At 69.7% G+C, this 15,253-nt stretch carries 13 protein-coding genes; 1 reads left to right on the top strand and 12 read right to left on the bottom strand.

The genetic code is table 11. From position 1 onward, the window contains the following. Nucleotides 1-21: 21 nt before the first annotated feature. The 12 genes from trpB to lipB all read right to left on the bottom strand — a co-directional run bounded on the left by trpB (nt 22) and on the right by lipB (nt 11,202). On the bottom strand, nt 22-1,248 hold the full coding sequence (trpB, locus tag BLW17_RS00520) for a tryptophan synthase subunit beta (protein WP_036731133.1): 1,227 nt from the start codon (nt 1,246-1,248) through the stop codon (nt 22-24). A gap of 51 nt (nt 1,249-1,299) precedes the next feature. Continuing rightward, nucleotides 1,300-1,755: a GNAT family N-acetyltransferase gene (locus BLW17_RS00515; protein WP_036731131.1), complete on the bottom strand. Its 456-nt coding sequence runs from the start codon at nt 1,753-1,755 to the stop codon at nt 1,300-1,302. Further along, the gene (locus BLW17_RS00510; protein ID WP_036731129.1) at nt 1,752-2,423 is read right to left on the bottom strand and encodes a phosphoribosylanthranilate isomerase; all 672 of its coding nucleotides are present in this window, start codon (nt 2,421-2,423) and stop codon (nt 1,752-1,754) included. Before BLW17_RS00510 ends, BLW17_RS00515 begins: the two co-directional genes overlap by 4 nt. Before the next feature lie 34 nt (nt 2,424-2,457). After that, on the bottom strand, nt 2,458-2,883 hold the full coding sequence (locus BLW17_RS00505; RefSeq protein WP_052176161.1) for a lipopolysaccharide assembly protein LapA domain-containing protein: 426 nt from the start codon (nt 2,881-2,883) through the stop codon (nt 2,458-2,460). Nucleotides 2,884-2,970: 87 nt separating this feature from the next. Beyond that, nucleotides 2,971-3,264, bottom strand: a complete 294-nt coding sequence (ihfB, locus tag BLW17_RS00500) for an integration host factor subunit beta (protein ID WP_036731127.1) — start codon at nt 3,262-3,264, stop codon at nt 2,971-2,973. Nucleotides 3,265-3,463: 199 nt separating this feature from the next. Further along, the gene (gene rpsA, locus BLW17_RS00495) at nt 3,464-5,143 is read right to left on the bottom strand and encodes a 30S ribosomal protein S1 (RefSeq protein ID WP_036700651.1); all 1,680 of its coding nucleotides are present in this window, start codon (nt 5,141-5,143) and stop codon (nt 3,464-3,466) included. 203 nt (nt 5,144-5,346) lie between these two features. After that, complete coding sequence (locus BLW17_RS00490) at nt 5,347-6,654, bottom strand: MFS transporter (protein WP_081969045.1); 1,308 nt, start codon at nt 6,652-6,654, stop codon at nt 5,347-5,349. 177 nt (nt 6,655-6,831) lie between these two features. After that, entirely contained in the window at nt 6,832-7,323 is a 492-nt protein-coding gene (locus tag BLW17_RS00485) for a DUF2244 domain-containing protein (RefSeq protein WP_036700650.1), read from the bottom strand. Beyond that, nucleotides 7,313-7,753, bottom strand: coding sequence for a VOC family protein (locus BLW17_RS00480; RefSeq protein ID WP_036731125.1), 441 nt, complete (start codon nt 7,751-7,753; stop codon nt 7,313-7,315). Before BLW17_RS00480 ends, BLW17_RS00485 begins: the two co-directional genes overlap by 11 nt. A gap of 63 nt (nt 7,754-7,816) precedes the next feature. Next, a complete protein-coding gene (locus BLW17_RS00475; protein ID WP_036731123.1) occupies nt 7,817-9,496 on the bottom strand; it encodes a cytochrome c oxidase subunit I in 1,680 nt (559 codons plus the stop codon). A gap of 303 nt (nt 9,497-9,799) precedes the next feature. Then, on the bottom strand, nt 9,800-10,369 hold the full coding sequence (locus BLW17_RS00470) for a c-type cytochrome (RefSeq protein ID WP_074825952.1): 570 nt from the start codon (nt 10,367-10,369) through the stop codon (nt 9,800-9,802). A gap of 125 nt (nt 10,370-10,494) precedes the next feature. Next, nucleotides 10,495-11,202 (bottom strand): lipoyl(octanoyl) transferase LipB, encoded by a 708-nt coding sequence (gene lipB / locus BLW17_RS00465; protein ID WP_081962579.1) that lies wholly within the window; start codon nt 11,200-11,202, stop codon nt 10,495-10,497. Nucleotides 11,203-11,510: 308 nt separating this feature from the next. On the opposite strand from lipB, the gene metH reads away from it, so the two are divergent. Continuing rightward, nucleotides 11,511-15,251 (top strand): methionine synthase, encoded by a 3,741-nt coding sequence (gene metH, locus BLW17_RS00460; protein WP_036731121.1) that lies wholly within the window; start codon nt 11,511-11,513, stop codon nt 15,249-15,251. Nucleotides 15,252-15,253: the final 2 nt, after the last annotated feature.

Raw genomic sequence — 15,253 nt, 5'->3', positions numbered from 1 at the left:
GGCAACGGCGGCGACCGAGACTCAGCCCTCGATCGCCACGCCGAGGTGCCGGGCGACGGTGAAGATGTCCTTGTCGCCGCGCCCCGAGAGGTTGACCACGATCAGGTGCTCGCGCGGCAGGTCGGGCGCGATCTTGGCCACATGGGCCAGCGCGTGGGCGGGTTCGAGCGCCGGGATGATCCCTTCGGTCTCGCAAAGCTGGGTGAAGGCCGCGAGCGCCTCGGTGTCGGTGACGCTCACATACTCGGCCCGGCCCATGTCCCTCAGCCACGCGTGCTCTGGGCCGATGCCCGGATAGTCGAGCCCGGCCGAGATCGAGTGCCCCTCGAGGATCTGCCCCTCGTCGTCCTGCAAGAGATAGGTGCGGTTGCCATGCAGCACGCCGGGCCGCCCGCCGGTGAGGCTGGCGCAGTGCTGCATCGTCTCGTCCACGCCCTTGCCGCCGGCCTCGACCCCGATGATCCGCACCTCGCGGTCGTCGAGGAAGGGGTGGAAGAGCCCCATCGCGTTCGACCCGCCGCCGATTGCGGCGATCACCGTGTCGGGCAGGCGTCCCTCGGCCTCCATCAGCTGCGCCTTTGTCTCGCGGCCGATGACGGTCTGGAAATCCCGCACCATGCCCGGATAGGGGTGCGGCCCCGCCACCGTGCCGATGCAGTAGAAGGTGTCGCGCACGTTCGTCACCCAGTCGCGCAGCGCGTCGTTCATCGCGTCCTTGAGCGTCCCGCGCCCCGAGCGCACCGGCACCACCTCGGCGCCCAGAAGCTTCATGCGGAACACGTTGGGCTGCTGGCGCTCGACGTCGTGGGCGCCCATGTAGACGACGCATTTCAGCCCGAACTTGGCGCAGACGGTGGCCGTCGCCACCCCGTGCTGGCCGGCGCCGGTCTCGGCGATGATCCGGGTCTTGCCCATCCGGCGGGCGAGCAGGATCTGCCCCAGCACGTTGTTGATCTTGTGGCTGCCGGTGTGGTTCAGCTCTTCGCGCTTGAGATAGACCGTGGCGCCGCCCAACCGCTCGGTCAGCCGGTCGGCGCGATAGAGCGGCGAGGGACGGCCGACATAGTTGCGCCACAAATCGTCCATCTCGGCGGCGAAGGCCGGGTCGTTGCGGGCCCGGCCGTATTCCGCCTCAAGGTCGAGGATCACCGGCATCAGCGTCTCGCTGACGAAGCGGCCGCCGAAGATGCCGAAGCGGCCCTGTTCGTCGGGGCCCGACATGAAGCTGTTGACGAGATCCTGGGCCATGCGCGCGCTCTCCTGGCTGGGCCGCGCGCCAAGGGGCAGAGGGGCGCGGGGCTAGAGGGTCTTCTTAAATCCGATGTGCGAGGGCGTAAACCCGAGCCGCTGGTAGAAGCGCTGCGCATCCGTCCGCGCGGCGTTGGTGGTGAACTGCAGGAGCGTCGCACCCCCGGCGCGCGCCCGCGCCTCGGCATCCGCGATCAGCGCCGCGCCGAGGCCCCTGCCGCGGCGTTCGGCGGCGACGCGGACCCCCTCGATCTGCGCCCGCCGCGCGGCCGAGAGCGACAGCCCGCTGATCAGCGTGATCTGGTAGCAGGCGACTACGCGGCCCTCGGCCTCGGCGACGATCAGGCGGTTGTCGCCCTCGCGCCGCATGGCGTCGAAGGCGGCGAGATAGGGGGTGAGGTCGGTGCCCTCGCGCCCGCGTCCCAGCAGGTCGTCGGATAGCAGCGCCACCACGGCGGCGACATCGGCGCGGGTCGCCTCGCGCCACACGGGCGGGACAGGGGTCATGGAGACCCGGCGCCGGCCTCGGCCGCCGCATCCGCCCCGGCGGCGCGGGCAAAGGCGCGTATCAGGTCCGCGTCCTTGACGCCGGGCGCGCTCTCGACCCCGGACGAGACGTCCACGGCCGGCGCGCCCGTCAGGCGGATCGCCTCGGCCACGTTGTCCGGCGTCAGCCCGCCGGCCAGCATCCACGGCTTGAGGAACCGCCGCCCGACCAGCAACCGCCAGTCGAAGGCGAACCCGTTGCCGCCCGGCAGCGCCGCCCCCGGCGCGGGCTTGGCATCGACCAGCAGCAGGTCGGCCACCAGCCCGTAATCCCAGAGCCGGTCCAGATCGGCGGGCGCCGCGATCCCCACCGCCTTCATCACCGGCAGCCCGGTGCGCGCCCGCACCTCGGCCACCCGCGCGGGGGTCTCGCCCCCGTGCAGTTGCACGATGTCGAGCGGCACCTCGGCCAGCACCGCGTCGAGCGCCTCATCCGTCGGGTTCACGAACAGCCCCACGCGCGCCAGCTCCTCCGGCATGGTGCGGGCGAGGGCGGCAGCGCGGGGGACGTCGAGATGACGGGGCGAGCGGGGAAAGAACACGAGGCCGCCGAAGCGCGCCCCCGCCGCCGCGGCGGCGGCGGCATCCTCGGCGCGGGTCAGGCCGCAGATCTTGACGGCGGCGCTCATCGCGCGGCCTGCAGGTAGGTTGTGGGTCACCAGCTCAGCGCCGGACCAGCGCCGGGGCATTGGTTGTGACAGGGGTCGTAGCGGTCGGGGCCGCAGCGGTCGCGCCCGGACGGCGCGGCGCATCCAGAATCGCCAGCACCTCATCGCGCGGCGCGGCGTGGGTAGTGCGCAGCCCGCCCACCTCGCGCTCGAGCCGGGTCAGCTCATGCGCCCGGCGCGCCGACTCCTGGCGCAGATGCGCCTCGCGCATCCATTCCCACACCAGCCCGAGCAGCATCCCGATCAGCAGCGACAGCAGGATCACGAGGAACAGCGGCATCCGCGCCGCCCAGCCGCCGCCGAAATAGGCATCGAGCTGGCCCGGGAACAGCCCGACCGTCACCAGCTGGCGGTTGGCCAGCGCCACCGTCAGCAGCGCCAACGCCAGCACCGCGACAAAGATCATGCGAAGATAGCGCATCCCGAACTCTCCGATTCATTCCGGCCCCGGACGCGCGTTGCGCTGCGCGCGGGCGCCCAAGAGCTGATCCGACAGGACTTGCCGCGCTCAGCCGTCGCTGTCCAGCCCGTTCAGCCGATCCCGCAGCAGCTTGCCGGTCTTGAAGAACGGGACGTGCTTCTGCTCGACCTCGACCGCCTCGCCGGTGCGCGGGTTGCGGCCCATGCGGGCGTCGCGCTTCTTGACCGAGAACGCGCCGAAGCCGCGCAGCTCGACCCGGTCGCCGCGGGCCATCGCCCCGGTGATCTCGTCAAAGACGGTGGCCACGATCCGTTCGACGTCGCGCCGGACCAGATGCGGGTTCTCGTCGGCGATCTTCTGGATCAGTTCGGACCGTATCATCGTTGCAAAACCCGTCATGCCTGGAACTGGGGGGCGAGGGTCCATGAGCTGCACCATGGACCGGCGCCGAGACTTGTCGCCCAACGCCGCGTCTCGGCTAAAGGTTGCAGAGGTTTCGCGCAACCCGCTGCCGCTGCACATGAAATGGCCGCCCCCACGCAAGGCGGGGGCGGCCGGTGTCTTCAGTCCGAGCCTCGGCTCAGCCGCGCGACTTCAGCGCCGCGCCGAGGATGTCGCCCAGCGACGCGCCCGAATCGGACGAGCCGTACTGCTCGACGGCCTCTTTCTCTTCGGCGATCTCGCGCGCCTTGATCGACAGGCCCAGACGACGGGTCTTGGTGTCGATGTTGGTCACGCGGGCGTCCACCGTGTCACCGACCGAGAAGCGCTCGGGGCGCTGGTCCTGACGGTCGCGGGCCAGGTCCGAGCGGCGGATGAACGACTTGACGCCGTTGTACTCCACCTCGATCCCGCCGTCCTCGATCGCCGTCACCGTGACCGACACGACCGAACCGCGCTTCACGCCGTCCACGGCCTCGGTCATGGTGTCGTTCTCGAGCGCCTTGATCGACAGGCTGATGCGCTCCTTGTCGGTGTCGACCTCCTGCACCACGGCCCGGACGACGTCGCCCTTGCGGTAGTTCTGGATCGCATCCTCGCCGCGCTGGTCCCACGACAGGTCCGACAGGTGCACCATGCCGTCGATGTCGCCGTCGAGGCCCACGAACAGACCGAACTCGGTGATGTTCTTGACCTCGCCCTCGATCTGGGTGCCGGCCGGGTGGGTTTCGGCGAACACTTCCCACGGGTTGCGCATGGTCTGCTTGAGACCCAGCGACACGCGGCGCTTCTGCTCGTCGATCTCCAGCACCATGACGTCCACCTCCTGCGAGGTCGAGACGATCTTGCCGGGGTGCACGTTCTTCTTGGTCCAGCTCATCTCCGAGACGTGGACGAGACCCTCGATCCCGGCCTCCAGCTCGACGAAGGCGCCGTAGTCGGTGATGTTGGTCACGCGGCCCTTGTGGACCGAGCCGATCGGGAACTTCTCGGCCACCGTATCCCACGGATCGGACTGGAGCTGCTTCATGCCCAGGCTGATGCGGTGGGTTTCCTTGTTGATCTTGACGACCTGGACCTTGACGGTCTCGCCGATCGACAGGATCTCGGACGGATGGTTGACGCGGCGCCAGGCCATGTCGGTGACGTGCAGCAGGCCGTCCACACCGCCCAGGTCCACGAAGGCCCCGTATTCGGTGATGTTCTTGACCACGCCGTCCACGACCTGCCCCTCGTGCAGGTTCGAGATGACCTCGGCGCGCTGCTCGGCGCGGCTCTCTTCGAGGATCGCGCGGCGCGAGACGACGATGTTGCCCCGGCGGCGGTCCATCTTGAGGATCTGGAACGGCTGCTTGAGACCCATGAGCGGGCCCGCATCGCGCACCGGACGCACATCGACCTGGCTACCGGGCAGGAACGCCACGGCGCCGCCGAGGTCGACGGTGAAGCCGCCCTTGACGCGGCCGAAGATGGCGCCGTCGACGCGCTCTTCCTTGGCATAGGCCTGCTCGAGCCGGTCCCACGCCTCTTCGCGGCGGGCCTTCTCGCGGCTGATCGAGGCCTCGCCCCGGGCGTTCTCGACGCGGTCGAGATAGACCTCGACCTCGTCGCCGACCGACAGGTTGGGCTCTTCGCCGGGGGCTGCGAATTCTTTCAGATCGACGCGGCCTTCCATCTTGTAGCCGACGTCGATGATGGCCTGGCCCGCCTCGATGGCGATGACCTTGCCCTTGACGACCGAACCTTCGTCCGGGGTGTCGATTTCGAAGCTTTCGTTGAGGAGGGCTTCGAATTCCTCCATGGTCGCGGCTTTTGCCATGCGGCTGATCAATCCTTTGACGTTGTTGCGGGCCGGGCGGTTGGCTCCGCCGGTCTGGTGATTGGCAGGCCCGTGGCAACGACAAAGGGTCGCGGCAAATTGCCCGACCCGAGTTCAAGCGGCCTGTTGTGGCCCCGTCACACCATCCCGTCGCCCGGGACTGGCGCGCGTATAGCGCAGACGGGCGCGCGGGGCAAGCCGCGCTAGGCCGCGCCGGGCGGGCGTCCCGCGGCCTCGGCCGGCGGCACCACCGCGCCCCGCGGGCGGTAGGCCCACAGGATCGCGAGCGCCAGCACCATCATCGCGGCGGCAGCGACGAAGGGCATCCCCGGCGCATAGATCGGGGTGCTCTCGCGGGTGAAGAAGGCAAAGATCGCCGTCATGATCAGGGGCGAGATCCCCATCGCGATGGCCGCGACCGAGGAGAGCACGCCCTGCAACTCGCCCTGCTGGTCGTCGCGGGCGATGTTGGACATGATCTGCTGCAGCGCCGGCCCGCCCAGCCCGGCGATGGCGGCAAGCGGGGTGAAGGCCAGCGCCAGCACCGGGTTGGCCACCACCCCGTAGAAGAGGAAGGCCACGATCTCGAGCGAGAAGCCCAGGATCACCGTCCGCCAGACCCCGAAGCGGCGGATCGCGGGGCCGACCAGCACGCCTTGGACGAAGGCCATGGCGATGCCGAAGGCCGCCAGCGACAGCCCGATGTGCAGCGGGTCCCAGCCGAAGCGCGCCTTGCCGAAGAAGCTCCACACCGCGGGGTAAACGTAGCCCGCGAGGTTGAAGAGTGCGAAGACTGCGAGCAGCGGGCGAAGCCCCGGCAGCCGCCCGATGGCCGCGAACGAGGCGAGCGGGTTGGCGCGCGCCCACGAGAACGGCCGGCGGATCGAGCGGGTGACCGTCTCGGGCAGCACGAACCAGCCGAAGACGAGGTTCGCCGCAGCCAGCGCGCCCGCGATCCAGAACGGCGCCCGCAGGTCGATGACCGAGGCGAGGCTGCCGATCACCGGGCCGAGCACGAACCCGACCCCGAAGGCCGCGCCGATGAGGCCGAAGTTGCGGCCCTTTTCCTCGGGCGTCGAGATGTCGGCCATATAGGCCGCGGCGGTCGCGTGGGTGGCGGCCATGATCCCGCCGATGATGCGTCCGATCAGGATCAGCGTGACGGTGTGCGCGACCGCCAGCAGGATATAGTCCATCGTCATGACGAACAGAGCGGTCAGCATCACCGGCCGCCGCCCGTAGGCGTCCGACAGGTTGCCCACCACCGGCCCGAACAGGAACTGCATGGCCGAATAGGCGGTCCCGAGGATTCCGCCCCAGACCGCCGCCCCGGCGAGGTTCTGGCCGGTCAGCTCTTCCAGCAGGTTCGGCATGACCGGAAAGATCAGCCCCATGCCGGTCGCGTCGATCAGCACCGTGAGCAGCACGAACATCCGCGCCGCCCGCCCGCCCTTGCGGCGGAACGCGGCGCGGCGTCGGTCGGCGCGGCTGCGGGGCAGGGTGGTGGTCATGGTCGGGTGATCTGGTCGGGCGAACTGCAGGGGCAAGGGGCGGGGCGCGCGTGACGCTCTCTGCCACGCCCGGGCGGTCGGCGAAAGCCTGTTGTGGCGCGGCAGGCGCCGCGCGGGCGGACGCGCGGGGTGCGGCTCGGCCAGTGGCTCAGCACCATAAGGCCGCGTTATCAGCCGTCAGCGCGGCGCCCGCACCTCGGCCAGCGCGTCCTCGATCTCGGCCCGCAGCGCCCGCCGCTCGGCGGGGTCGAGAAAGGCGCCGAGCTCGATCTCGCGGCTGCCGTCGGTCAGCGTCAGGTAGTCCTCGACCGGCCCGTCCCGCCGCAGCGCGAGGCGCACCCAGTAGGGGTTGGCCTGCCACACCCGGTCGGCCCGGCCCGGATCGCGGCGGGTCACGGTCAGCCGCGCGGGCTCCAGCACCACCTCCTCGCGCGTCCCGCCGTTCTGCCAGCCGTGCTGCACCCCGCGCCACAGCCCCCACAGCGCCAGCGCCGCGAACGGCAGCAGCCCCCACATCACCGCCCGCCCGATCACCGCGACCAGCGGCAGCACCAGCGCCGCCGCCGCGCCGCCCATGACCCAGACGAAGCCTTCGGGCGTCAGCGAGCGGTGGCGCCAGAGCAGCACCCGCCGGCCCTCGGCAGAGGCGGGCTGCCACTCATAAGGCATGGCCGCCCCTCGCCGCAGGGCCCGCGTAGGGGCGGGTGCCGAGCGGTTCGGAAAAGCGCAGCAGGTAGCCGTCGGGGTCCGCAACGATGAACTGCCGCACGCCGGTCTCGACCGCGCCGGCGCGGTACCACATCTCCTCAACCGGCAGGGCCAGCGGATGGTCCAGCGGCGGCGCGAGCGCGGGCGCCGTGATCTCGAGGTTGAGGCCGCGCCCGAATGGCCGGTCCGCGGCCGTCAGGTCGGCGTCGAAGTTGCGCCCGGTCCGCAGCCCGTCCAGCATCACCTCGGCCGCCTGCGGCCCCTCGCCCAGCCGCAGCGGGGCGAACTCGTCCTCGGGGCGGTCATGGACGACCGCCCAGCCGAGCCTGAGATCGAACGCGAGCGCCGCCGGGAAATCCGACACGCTCAGCTCGGGGACCAGCGCGGGCATCCTCACCTCCGACAGAAAAACGGCCCCGGATCGCTCCGGGGCCGCTTCAACCTCAGCGCACGCTCAGTGGGCGCGGGCGTGGTCCCAGTCCTCGCGCTTGGGCAGCTGCTCGAACGTGTGCTCGGGCGGCGGCGAGGGCAGCGTCCACTCCAGCGTGTCCGCGTACTCGTTCCAGTAGTTGTTCTCGGTCACGCGCTTGCCGGCGAAGAGGGTGTAGAACACCACGCCGATGAAGAACAGGAACGAGGCGAACGACAGATAGGCGCCGATCGACGAGATGTTGTTCCAGTAGCCGAAGGCCTCAGGGTAGTCGATGTAGCGGCGCGGCATCCCCTCGCGGCCCAGGAAGTGCTGCGGGAAGAACAGCAGGTTCGAGCCGATGAACATCGCCCAGAAGTGCAGCTTGCCCGCCCACTCGGGGTACTGCCGGCCCGACATCTTGCCGATCCAGAAATACACCCCGGCGAAGATCGCATAGACCGCGCCCAGCGACATCACGTAGTGGAAGTGCGCCACGACGTAATAGGTGTCGTGATAGACCCGGTCGAGCGGGGCCTGGCTCAGCACCACGCCGGTCACGCCGCCGACGGTGAACAGGAACAGGAAGCCGAAGGCCCAGAGCATCGGCGTCTTGAACTCGATCGAGCCGCCCCACATCGTGGCGATCCAAGAGAAGACCTTGATGCCGGTCGGCACCGCGATCGTCATCGTCGCCAGCATGAAATACGCCTGCTGGGTCAGCGACAGGCCGGCGGTGTACATGTGGTGCGCCCACACGACGAAGCCGAGGATCGCGATCGCGGCCATCGCCAGCACCATCGGCAGGTAGCCGAAGATCGGCTTGCGCGAGAAGGTGGCGATCACGTGGCTGATGATCCCGAAGCCCGGCAGGATGATCATGTAGACCTCGGGGTGCCCGAAGAACCACAGGATGTGCTGGTAGAGCACCGGGTCGCCGCCGCCGGCGGGGTCGAAGAAATGGGTGCCGAAGTTGCGGTCCATCAGCAGCATGGTGATGGCGCCGGCCAGCACCGGCAGCGACAGCAGGATCATCCAGGCGGTGATGAACACCGACCAGGCGAACAGCGGCACCTTGAAGAGCGTCATGCCCGGGGCGCGCATGTTCAGGAAGGTGGTGATGATGTTGATCGCGCCCAGGATCGATGAGGCGCCCGAGACGTGGACGGCGAAGATCGCGAGATCCATCGAATAGCCGCCCTCGGTGGTCGACAGCGGCGGGTAGAGCACCCAGCCCACGCCCGAGCCCATCTGGTCGTTGCCGCCCGGCGCCAGCAGCGAGGCGATCCCCAGCGCGACGCCGGCGACGTAGAGCCAGTAGGACAGGTTGTTCAGCCGCGGAAACGCCATGTCCGGCGCGCCGATGTGCAGCGGCATGAAGTAGTTGCCGAACCCCCCGAACAGCGCCGGGATGACGACGAAGAACATCATCAGGACGCCGTGATAGGTGATCATCACGTTCCATAGATGCCCGTTCGGGGTGCAGACCTCACCGGCCGCGGCGGGGATCAGGCGCGCCCCCTCGAGGCACATGTACTGCACCCCGGGATGCTGCAGCTCCATCCGCATGTAGACGGTGAAGCAGACCGAGATCAGCCCGACGACGCCGGCGGTGAAGAGGTACAGGACCCCGATGTCCTTGTGATTGGTGGACATGAACCAGCGGGTGAAGAACCCGCGGGTGTCATGGTGCTCACCGTGGCCGTGAACGGCGGCGTCAGCCATGCGAATGCTCTCCTCAGAATCGGACCCGGCCCGGCTGGCGTGGCCGGCGGACTCCGGTCCGGTTCTAGGTCACGAATTCGAGTGAGGCAATGCGTCCGCGCAGCGGCGGCCGCAGATAAATGCAGCGGTGCCGACCGGCGGGGGCAGGGAGGCGATCCGGCTCAGGTCGCGCCTCGGCTAGCCCGCGCGGGGGGCAAGAGGAACGCCCCCGATGCGTCCTGCATCCGGGGCGCGCTGTCAGGTCACCCAGGCCAGCGTGGCCGAGGCGCCGGTGGGGCGGACACGAGGCCCGCCCGCCGCGGCTCAGTTCGAGGCCGGGGCCGCGGGCGCCGCGCCAGCCGCCGGGGCCGCCGCCGCAGGGGCTGCCGCAGCCGGGGCCGCTGCCGCCGGGGCCGCTGCCGACGGGGCCGCCGCGGCAGGCGCCGAACCGGCGGCCGGGGCCGCGCCGGCGTCCGGCGAGTGCTGGGTGAGGAAGGCGATCACGTCCGCCTGACCCTTGGCGAGTTTGAAGGTCATCTTGGTCTTCAGCTTGTTGTCGCCGGTCTTTTCCTGCGTGTAGCTGTTCGGGTCGGTGATGTAGTGCATCAGGTCCTCGGGCGACCACACCTCACCGGCCTCGCCGAGCTTCACCAGCGCGTCCGAGTACTTGAAGCCCTCTTCGGTGCCCGCCTTGCGGCCGACGACGCCGTAGAGGTTCGGGCCGGTCTTGCCGCCCTTCACGATGTCGGTCCCGTCGGGCGCCTGCACCATGTGGCAGGCCTTGCACTTGTTGAATTCCTTCTCGCCCTTGACGGGGTCGCCCGCGGCGTCCTGGGCTGCGGCCGGAACGGCCAGGGCGAACATGGCGAGAGTGGCGTAAAGGCTGATCTTCATCGGGTCGTCCTTCCAGGGCGTTTGACGTTTGCTTGCGCGGCGCAGCGGCCCCTCGGGCGCGCCGTCATGGACAGCTCATAGCACCGCCTGCAATCCCGCAACACGACATAAGTCAAATGGTTCGGTCAACCGGCAAAATGTCGCGGGAACGTGACCCTGAGGGCGGCGTCCAGATCGTCGATCCCGACCGGCAGACCGAGGTCCACGAGGCTCGTGACCCCGTGCCCGCTGATCCCGCAGGGGACGATTCCCGCGTAATGCGACAGGTCCGGCTCGACGTTGATCGACAGGCCGTGGAAGCTGACCCAGCGGCGCAGCTTGATGCCGATGGCGGCGATCTTGTCCTCGCGCATCGTCCCGTCGGGCAGGGAAGGGCGGTCGGGGCGGGCGATCCACACGCCCACCCGGCCCTCGCGGATCTCGCCCCGCAGGCCGAACCCCGCCAGCGCGTCGATCACCCACCCCTCGAGCGCCTGCACGAAGGCCCGCACGTCGCGCCCGCGGCGGTTGAGGTCGAGCATCACATAGACCACCCGCTGCCCCGGCCCGTGATAGGTGTACTGCCCGCCGCGCCCGGTGGGATGGACCGGAAACCGGCCCGGATCGGTCAGGTCCTCGACCCGGGCCGAGGTTCCCGCGGTATAGAGCGGCGGATGCTCGACCAGCCACAGCGTCTCGGGCGCCGTGCCGGCAAGGATCGCCGCCACCCGCGCCTCCATCCACTCGACCGCCTCGGGGTGGCCGACGGGGGTGGGGGTGAGCAGCCATTCGACCGCGCTCCCCTCGAGCGGGGGCAGCGTCACGGTGTCGGGGGTGGGAAGCGTCGCGGTCATGGCGCCGAGGTGGCCCGACCCGCCGCCGCGTGCAAGGGGGCAGCGTCCCAGCCCGGCCGAGCGCGGTCGTCGGGTGCGCACGATCGTTCGCATGAACTGTGCATGAACGGTGCATGAACATCAGGCGAACGGTGCACGGGATGTGCAGTGCCGTTTTCGCCGTGATCGCTCGCGGCTTCCTAACCGGCCCCGTCGCGCGCCAACCCACAACGTGAAACCCGCTCAACTTCACCCCGCACAACATGAGTTTTCCATTTCCCCCCGCGCGGCCTATATCCACCGCAAACCGCCCGCCCGGAGTCCGTCCCATGCCCCGCCTCTCCCCCGCCTTCGATGCCATCCGCGCCGCCGCCCGCGAGCGCATCCTCATCCTCGACGGGGCGATGGGCACGCAGATCCAGAACCTGCGCCTGGGCGAGGCGGATTTCCTTGGCGAATCAAACCGTTCCGGGGGCTGCGGCTGCCACCTGCACGCCGACCACCCGCAGCAGGGCAACAACGACCTGCTGAACCTCACCCAGCCCGAGGCGATCGAGGCGATCCACCTGCGCTATGCGCTCGCGGGCGCGGACATCGTTGAAACCAATACGTTTTCCTCGACCACCATCGCCCAGGCCGACTACGGGATGGAGGCGCGGGTGTTCGAGCTGAACCGCGAGGGCGCCCGCCTCGCCCGCCGCGCCCTCGACGCGGCGACCGCGCAGGACGGCCGCCCGCGCTGGGTCGCGGGGGCGCTGGGGCCGACGAACCGCACCGCCTCGATCAGCCCCGACGTCAACGACCCGGGCTTCCGGGCCGTCACCTTCGATCAGCTCCGCGCGGCCTATACCCAGCAGATTCGAGGCCTTGTCGCGGGCGGCGCGGATCTGATCCTGATCGAGACGATCTTCGACACCCTCAACGCCAAGGCCGCGATCTTCGCTGCCGAAGAGGTTTTTGCCGAGACCGGCCTGCGCCTGCCGGTGATGATCTCGGGGACGATCACCGACCTCTCGGGCCGCACCCTCTCGGGCCAGACGCCCACCGCCTTCTGGCATTCGGTGCGCCACGCGGCCCCCCTGACCATTGGCCTCAACTGCGCGCTCGGCGCCACCGCGATGCGCCCGCATCTGGCTGAATTGTCAGGCGTTTCCGACACGCTGATCTGCGCCTATCCGAACGCCGGCCTGCCCAACGAGATGGGCGAATACGACGAATCCGCCGCCCAGATGGCCGCCCAGATCGCCGGCTTCGCCGACGAGGGGCTGGTCAACGTGGTCGGCGGCTGCTGCGGCTCGACGCCCGAGCACATCGCCGCCATCGCCGCCGCCGTCGCCGGCAAGGCGCCCCGGCAAGTCCCTGACATCGCACCGAAACTGCGCCTCTCGGGGCTCGAGCCCTTCGTCAAGACCGACGCCATCCCCTTCGTCAACGTGGGCGAGCGCACCAACGTCACCGGCTCGGCGCGCTTCCGCAAGCTCGTCACCGCGGGCGACTATCCCGCCGCGCTCGACGTGGCCCGCGACCAGGTCGAGAACGGCGCCCAGATCATCGACATCAACATGGACGAGGGGCTGATCGATTCGGCCGCCGCCATGACCGCCTTCCTCAACCTCATCGCCGCCGAGCCCGACATCGCCCGCGTCCCGGTCATGATCGATTCCTCGAAATGGGAGGTGATCGAGGCCGGGCTGAAATGCGTCCAGGGCAAGCCGGTGGTGAACTCGATCTCGCTCAAGGAAGGCGAGGCCGCGTTCCTTGCCCAGGCGCGGCTCTGCCGGCTCTACGGGGCCGCGGTCGTCGTCATGGCCTTCGACGAGACCGGCCAGGCCGACACCGAGAACCGCAAGGTCGAGATCTGTACCCGCGCCTACAACCTGTTGACCGAGATGGGTTTCCCGCCCGAGGACATCATCTTCGACCCCAACATCTTCGCCGTGGCGACGGGGATCGAAGAGCACGACAACTACGGCAACGACTTCATCGGCGCGACCCGGCGGATCACCCAGACGCTGCCCCACGTCCATGTGTCGGGCGGTGTCTCGAACCTGTCGTTCAGCTTCCGCGGCAACGAGCCGGTGCGCGAGGCGATGCACGCGGTGTTCCTGTATCACGCGATCCAGGCCGGGATGGACATGGGGATCGTCAACGCCGGCCAGCTCGCCGTCTATGACCAGATCGACCCCGCGCTGCGCGAGGCCTGCGAGGACGTGGTCCTGAACCGCCGCCCCGCCGCCGGCGGCTCGGCCACCGAGCGGCTGCTGGACCTCGCCGAGCGGTTCCGCGCCGAGGGCGGCGCGAAGGGGCGCGAAAAGGACCTGCGCTGGCGCGACTGGCCGGTGGACAAGCGGCTCGAGCACGCGCTCGTCAACGGCATCACCGAATACATCGCGGCCGACACCGAAGAGGCGCGGCTTGCCGCCGAACGCCCGCTGCACGTCATCGAGGGGCCGCTGATGGCGGGGATGAACGTCGTCGGCGACCTCTTCGGCGCCGGCAAGATGTTCCTGCCGCAGGTGGTCAAGTCGGCCCGCGTGATGAAGCAGGCGGTCGCCCACCTGCTGCCCTACATGGAGGCCGAGAAGGCCGGTGGCGGCGCCCGCTCGGCGGGCAAGATCCTGATGGCGACGGTCAAGGGCGACGTCCACGACATCGGCAAGAACATCGTCGGCGTCGTTCTGTCGTGCAACAACTACGAGATCATCGACCTCGGCGTGATGGTCCCGGCGACGAAGATTCTCGAGACCGCGCGGGCCGAGGGGGTGGACGTGATCGGGCTCTCGGGCCTCATCACCCCGTCGCTGGACGAGATGGTCCATGTCGCCGCCGAGATGGAGCGCGAGGGCTTCGACATCCCGCTGCTGATCGGTGGGGCCACGACCAGCCGCGTGCACACGGCGGTCAAGATCGACCCCCGCTACCGCGCCGGGCAGACCGTCTATGTCACCGACGCGAGCCGCGCGGTGGGCGTGGTGGCGAACCTGCTGGGCGAGGCAAAATCAGGCTATGTCAGCCAGTTGCGGGCCGAATATCAGGATGTGGCTGAACGTCACGCCCGCGGCCAGACCGACCGCGAGCGCCTGCCGCTGGCGGCGGCGCGCGAGAACGCGTTGAAGCTCGACTGGGCCGCCTACCGGGCCACCGCGCCGCAGTTCACCGGCCCGCGGGTGGTCGAGGACTGGAATCTGGCCGAGATCGCCCGCTACATCGACTGGACCCCGTTCTTCCAGACATGGGAGATGAAGGGCGTCTATCCGCGCCTGCTCGACGACCCGAAGCAGGGCGAGGCGGCGCGCGCGCTCTTCTCCGATGCGCAGGCGATGCTGGCGCGGATCATCGACGAGGGCTGGTTCAAGCCCCGCGCGGTGGTGGGCTTCTGGCCCGCCAACGCGGTGGGCGACGACATCCGCCTGTGGACCGGCGACGACCGCACCACGCCGCTCGCCACGCTGCACACGCTGCGCCAGCAGCTGCCCAAGCGCGACGGGCGGCCGAACGTGGCGCTCGCCGACTTCGTGGCGCCCGAGGGGCAGTCCGACTGGGTCGGCGGCTTCGTCGTTACGGCCGGCGACGAGACCGCCCGCGCCCAGGCCTACCGCGACGCGCACGACGATTTCTCGGCGATTCTCGTCCAGGCGCTGGCCGACCGCTTCGCCGAGGCGATGGCCGAGATGCTGCACGAGCGGGTGCGGCGGTCCTACTGGGGCTACGCCCCGGACGAGGCGCTCTCGACCGAAGAGCTGGTCGCCGAATCCTACCCCGGCATCCGCCCCGCGCCCGGCTATCCCGCGCAGCCCGACCACACCGAGAAATCCACCCTCTTCTCGCTGCTGGCCGCCACCGAGGCGACCGGCGTCGAGCTGACCGAGTCGATGGCGATGTGGCCGGGGGCGTCGGTCTCGGGCCTCTACATCGGTCATCCCGGCGCCTATTACTTCGGCGTGGCCAAGGTCGAGGCCGATCAGGTCGAGGATTACGCCGCCCGCAAGGGCATGAGCCTGGCCGAGGCCGAGCGTTGGCTGGCGCCAGTGCTGAATTATCTGCCGGGACGTGTCGTCGCCGCCGAATGACC

The organism is Paracoccus sanguinis, from assembly GCF_900106665.1.
Taxonomy (GTDB): domain Bacteria; phylum Pseudomonadota; class Alphaproteobacteria; order Rhodobacterales; family Rhodobacteraceae; genus Paracoccus; species Paracoccus panacisoli.
This window is presented reverse-complemented; position numbering and strand designations above follow the sequence as displayed.

Coding starts and splice junctions, on each gene's coding strand:
- metH (WP_036731121.1), top strand. CDS start 11,511: ATGCCCCGCCTCTCCCCCGCCTTCGATGCCATCCGCGCCGCCGCCCGC.
- BLW17_RS00505 (WP_052176161.1), bottom strand. CDS start 2,883: ATGCGCTATCTTCGCATGATCTTTGTCGCGGTGCTGGCGTTGGCGCTG.
- lipB (WP_081962579.1), bottom strand. CDS start 11,202: ATGACCGCGACGCTTCCCACCCCCGACACCGTGACGCTGCCCCCGCTC.
- BLW17_RS00510 (WP_036731129.1), bottom strand. CDS start 2,423: ATGAGCGCCGCCGTCAAGATCTGCGGCCTGACCCGCGCCGAGGATGCC.
- BLW17_RS00515 (WP_036731131.1), bottom strand. CDS start 1,755: ATGACCCCTGTCCCGCCCGTGTGGCGCGAGGCGACCCGCGCCGATGTC.
- BLW17_RS00485 (WP_036700650.1), bottom strand. CDS start 7,323: ATGCCTTATGAGTGGCAGCCCGCCTCTGCCGAGGGCCGGCGGGTGCTG.
- BLW17_RS00480 (WP_036731125.1), bottom strand. CDS start 7,753: ATGCCCGCGCTGGTCCCCGAGCTGAGCGTGTCGGATTTCCCGGCGGCG.
- rpsA (WP_036700651.1), bottom strand. CDS start 5,143: ATGGCAAAAGCCGCGACCATGGAGGAATTCGAAGCCCTCCTCAACGAA.
- trpB (WP_036731133.1), bottom strand. CDS start 1,248: ATGGCCCAGGATCTCGTCAACAGCTTCATGTCGGGCCCCGACGAACAG.
- ihfB (WP_036731127.1), bottom strand. CDS start 3,264: ATGATACGGTCCGAACTGATCCAGAAGATCGCCGACGAGAACCCGCAT.
- BLW17_RS00490 (WP_081969045.1), bottom strand. CDS start 6,654: ATGACCACCACCCTGCCCCGCAGCCGCGCCGACCGACGCCGCGCCGCG.
- BLW17_RS00470 (WP_074825952.1), bottom strand. CDS start 10,369: ATGAAGATCAGCCTTTACGCCACTCTCGCCATGTTCGCCCTGGCCGTT.
- BLW17_RS00475 (WP_036731123.1), bottom strand. CDS start 9,496: ATGGCTGACGCCGCCGTTCACGGCCACGGTGAGCACCATGACACCCGC.